A 2,659-nucleotide genomic window follows, 5' to 3' on the forward strand; every position below is an offset into this window, starting at 1 on the left:
CATCGCGCGCAGGCCGGAGGGGGGTGCGGGGGCGTCGTCGGTCACGAGCGGTCATGGTCGGGGCAGGCATCCCGCTCCGGCAACTGCTTTTCACGGCTACCAGCGGGCCGGGGGCGGCGCCGTCAGATGGTCGGCCAGTCTCGACAGCCGGTCCCTGAACCGCCGCCGGCCCCGGGGAGCGGGGACGGCGTTCTCCCCGGCCGCCGCGCTCACCAGGTGCTGCACGGTGTCCAGGTCGAGGTCCGTGCCCTGCGGCACCGCCAGCGACTCGTGGGCCAGCGCGGCGAGTTCGCCCTCACCGGGACCCAGGGAGAGGACCGTGGCGCCGGCCCGCCGGGCGTCGTAAACCTGCTCCAGAAGCGGGGCGCCCGGCCGGTCCGGGGACACCACGAGCAGCGTCTCGCCGCGCCGGGCCGCCGCCAGCCGGCCCGGTCCGACCGACAGGTGCGCGGGGTCGGAGGGGCGCGCGTCATGACGTACGAGAGTCGGGGCCAGCTCCGGGGTGCCCGACCAGGCGGCCTCGTCGACCAGGTGGGCCGCCAGGTGCCAGGGCTCGTACTCCGGGGTGCCGACCAGGAGCAGCCCGCCGCCGTGCGAGACCACCGCACCGCGCAGCACGCCCGCGAAGCGTCGCGTGGCCCCCAACCACTCGGTCCCGGCGAGCACTTCGCGCAGCAGCGCGACCCGTACGGCGTCCATGAGGCCGCATCCTGCCCCAGGCGGACGCGGTTGACCCGCGGTTCACCCCGGATTCGCCCGAACCGGGCAGGGCCGGTGCCGGCCACGGGCGTTGGCCGCCGGGGCGACCCCGGTCCGTGAACCGGCTCACCCGACCGGCCTGGACGGGCGGGGCGGACGTAAAGTCGGCGCCATGACCTCTACCGACAGTGCTGCACAGAAGGCTCCCGCCAAGGACCCCTGGGACCTTCCCGACGTCTCCGGGCTCGTCGTCGGCGTACTCGGCGGGACCGGGCCCCAGGGCAAGGGCCTCGCCTACCGGCTCGCCCTCGCCGGGCAGAAGGTGATCATCGGTTCGCGGGCCGCCGACCGCGCGCAGGCCGCCGCCGACGAACTCGGGCACGGAGTCGAGGGCGCCGACAACGCCGAGACCGCGCGCCGCAGCGACATCGTGATCGTCGCCGTGCCGTGGGACGGCCACGGCAAGACGCTGGAGTCGCTGCGCGAGGAGCTCGTCGGCAAGCTCGTCGTCGACTGCGTGAACCCGCTCGGCTTCGACAAGAAGGGCGCCTACGCGCTCAAGCCCGAGGAGGGGAGCGCCGCCGAGCAGGCCGCCGCCCTGCTGCCGGACTCGCGGGTCACCGCCGCCTTCCACCATCTGTCGGCCGTGCTGCTCCAGGACCCGGAGATCGAGGAGATCGACACCGATGTGATGGTGCTCGGGGAGGAGCGCGCCGACGTCGAGACCGTCCAGGCGCTCGCCGGTCGCATCGCCGGGATGCGGGGGGTGTTCGCGGGCCGGCTGCGCAACGCGCACCAGGTGGAGTCGCTGGTCGCCAACCTGATCTCGGTGAACCGGCGCTACAAGGCGCACGCGGGGCTGCGGGTCACGGACGTGTGAGGCGATGGGGGACACTGGACGCCGTAGCGCAGCAGTGTCCCCCCGACAGGAGCCATGGAAATGCCCCGCCTCGCCCTCTACGCCCTCGCCGTCTGCCTGCTCGCCGTCGCGGCGGCGGTCGTCTCCTTCGTGCAGGGCAGCTGGCTCGGGGTCGTGTGGGTGCTGCTGGCGGGACTCTCCTCCAACATGTGCTGGTACTACCTCAAGCGGGGCCGGGCCGCTCAGGTCCAGAAGCGGTAGAGGCTCCAGCCGAACGAGGCCTCTCCGGGGTCGACCTGGAGTCCGCGCAGCACGGCGTCGACGATGTCGAAGAACACGGCGTTGACCTGGGGCACCCACAGCAGCGCGAACACGAACAGCAGGCCGAAGGGTGCGAAGGGCTCCACCTGGCGCTTGACGTTGTACGACAGCCAGGGCTCGATGACGCCGTAGCCGTCCAGACCCGGGACCGGCAGGAAGTTCAGCAGGGCGGCGGAGACCTGGAGCAGGGCGAGGAAGGCCAGCGCGAAGCGGAACGCCGAGGGGACGCCGGCGAGGGCGTCCAGCCAGAACGGGGCCGTGCACGCGACGGCGAACAGGACGTTGGTGAGCGGGCCCGCCGCGGAGATCAGGCTGTGCCGCCAGCGGCCGCGGATCCGGTCGCGCTCGATGAAGACCGCGCCGCCGGGGAGGCCGATGCCGCCCATGATCACGAAGATGACGGGGAGCACGATGCTGAGCAGGGCGTGGGTGTAGGCGAGAGGGTTGAGGCTCAAGTAGCCCTTGCTCCCGACTGTGATGTCTCCGCTGTGCAGGGCGGTGCGGGCATGCGCGTACTCGTGCAGGCAGAGGGAGACGATCCAGGCGCCGGTGACGAAGAGGAACACCGCCACACCGGGCTGCTCGGCGAACCCGGTCCAGGTGGCCCAGCCGGTTACCGCCGTCACGGCGCAGATCCCGAGGAAGACCGGGCTGATCCGCCGGTCGCTGTGGCGGGTGGTGGCGGTGGTCATGGGGCTCCCTGGACTGGACACGTGCGCGGTGGGACGGCCGACGGTACCGGGTCGGAACGGAGTGCTTGCGTGGTGCCGAGGATGCGAT

4 protein-coding genes are annotated in these 2,659 nt (G+C 72.7%); 2 read left to right on the plus strand and 2 right to left on the minus strand.

Translation table 11 applies throughout. The features are described from left to right. Nucleotides 1–96: 96 nt before the first annotated feature. Entirely contained in the window at nucleotides 97–699 is a 603-nt protein-coding gene (locus tag EHS43_RS42030; RefSeq protein WP_125195739.1) for a hypothetical protein, read from the minus strand. A gap of 172 nt (nucleotides 700–871) precedes the next feature. Between EHS43_RS42030 and npdG the strand changes: the two genes are divergently transcribed. After that, nucleotides 872–1,579 carry an NADPH-dependent F420 reductase gene (gene npdG, locus EHS43_RS42035; protein ID WP_125195740.1) on the plus strand — a complete coding sequence of 236 codons (708 nt, stop codon included), beginning with the start codon at nucleotides 872–874 and terminating at the stop codon, nucleotides 1,577–1,579. Between the two features lie 60 nt (nucleotides 1,580–1,639). Further along, entirely contained in the window at nucleotides 1,640–1,819 is a 180-nt protein-coding gene (locus EHS43_RS42040) for a hypothetical protein (RefSeq protein ID WP_125195742.1), read from the plus strand. On the opposite strand, the gene EHS43_RS42045 is transcribed toward EHS43_RS42040, so the two are convergent. Further along, nucleotides 1,801–2,571, minus strand: coding sequence for a site-2 protease family protein (locus tag EHS43_RS42045; RefSeq protein WP_125195741.1), 771 nt, complete (start codon nucleotides 2,569–2,571; stop codon nucleotides 1,801–1,803). The genes EHS43_RS42040 and EHS43_RS42045 overlap by 19 nt on opposite strands. Nucleotides 2,572–2,659: the final 88 nt, after the last annotated feature.

The sequence above is a fragment of the Streptomyces sp. RP5T genome, from assembly GCF_003933965.1.
Taxonomy (GTDB): Bacteria; Actinomycetota; Actinomycetes; order Streptomycetales; family Streptomycetaceae; genus Streptomyces.

Bases quoted from the DNA above. Each gene is read 5' to 3' on its own strand.
- EHS43_RS42030 (WP_125195739.1), bottom strand. From the start codon at position 699: ATGGACGCCGTACGGGTCGCGCTGCTGCGCGAAGTGCTCGCCGGGACC.
- npdG (WP_125195740.1), top strand. From the start codon at position 872: ATGACCTCTACCGACAGTGCTGCACAGAAGGCTCCCGCCAAGGACCCC.
- EHS43_RS42040 (WP_125195742.1), top strand. From the start codon at position 1,640: ATGCCCCGCCTCGCCCTCTACGCCCTCGCCGTCTGCCTGCTCGCCGTC.
- EHS43_RS42045 (WP_125195741.1), bottom strand. From the start codon at position 2,571: ATGACCACCGCCACCACCCGCCACAGCGACCGGCGGATCAGCCCGGTC.